The organism is Geodermatophilus chilensis, from assembly GCF_002802985.1.
GTDB lineage: Bacteria > Actinomycetota > Actinomycetes > Mycobacteriales > Geodermatophilaceae > Geodermatophilus > Geodermatophilus chilensis.
The window spans coordinates 1-1,229 of the sequence record NZ_NVPT01000359.1; the positions used below are offsets into that span (position 1 = coordinate 1).

The following is a 1,229-nucleotide window of genomic DNA, read 5'->3' on the forward strand; positions in this document are numbered from 1 at the left end:
ACCATGCGCTACCAGCCCGCCTTCGCCGCACTACCCGCACGGCACCCGCTGCCCGCGCCGCTGGACGTGACCGAGATCAACCGCTTCCTCCAGAGCACCCCCGCGTCCTACCGGATGACCTGGAGCTGAGCGCACGCCCGCGGCCGGCAGCTCAACCCCTCCGAGAACGCCACCACCCAGCGTCACCTCTGCGCATCCGCTGCTGACCACGGCGGAGACGGCCGGATCGACGCCCCGGCCGTGCTCGACCTCAGCGCTGGCGGGTGACCCGCAGCTCGTTGTGCGAGGCGTCATGCACGATCAGCTGGTCGATCTCCTCGGGGTCGATGCCCCGCTCGCGCAGCAGCGCGTCCAGCTTGGCCTCCACGCGGTCGTCGCCCTCCCGGGACTGCGACGAGCCCCAGTAGTAGAGAAACGACAACCCGACGGCCTGCCACACCAGCTGGAGGAACTCCGACTGCCAGTTCTCCAGGGTCGCGGAGAAGAACTGAGGCAGGAAGTCCGACCACGAGAACGACTGCCCGTGCTGCTGCGCCTCGTTCGCGACCTGCGCCATCTGGAAGAAGAACTGGCCGACCCAGGACAAGAGGAACAGGGCCAGGGTGACGATCGCGAAAGAGTAGGCCTTCCCGAAGGGCGGCCGTCGCCTCGGAGGGGTCGAGGTCATGAAACGCCTCCTGCATGCAGAACTCCCGGCCCGGCTCTCGGACCGGATCCGCCCTACCCCCCTGGTCGAAGAGCGGAAACCGGCGGGATACCGGCTCGCTCCGTGCCGCAGCTCCGCTCGACCTCACTCCTCCACAGGGACGGTCGCCGGGGCAGACTTCGTCGGGGCGGGCAGCCGACCGGAACTCCCACGGTGAAGCTACGTCAGCTCTCCTGAAGTACCCGTCCGGTCAGGCAGCGGTACATCGTCTCCATGCGGTCGACCAGGTGGGCGTGCGTCCGGGTCGCCGCCACCTCCTGCGCTCGCGTGCCGAGCTCATCGGCCCCCGTCGGGTCGAGCAGGAGTGACACCATCGCTCGCGCGAGGTCCTCGCCCTGTCCCGGCCGGACGAGCAGGCCGGTGCGGCCGTCGGCGACCAGGTCGGGCAGGCCACCGACGCGGCTGGCGACCACGGGGATCCCCGCGGCCATCGCCTCGCACACCACCAGGGGGGAGCCGTCGGAGCGGGACGGCACGGCCAGCAGATCCAGTCCGGCGATGATCTGGGGTGCGTCGGCGCGGA

At 70.3% G+C, this 1,229-nt stretch carries 2 protein-coding genes; both read right to left on the reverse strand.

Annotation, left to right across the window (positions count from 1 at the left end; all coding sequences use genetic code 11):
- Positions 1-250: 250 nt before the first annotated feature.
- Positions 251-667, reverse strand: a complete 417-nt coding sequence (locus CNO22_RS27140) for a DUF6766 family protein (protein ID WP_100502314.1) — start codon at positions 665-667, stop codon at positions 251-253.
- Positions 668-870: 203 nt separating this feature from the next.
- Positions 871-1,229: glycosyltransferase family 4 protein (locus tag CNO22_RS27145; protein ID WP_157937171.1), on the reverse strand; the 359-nt coding region annotated here is incomplete at its 5' end.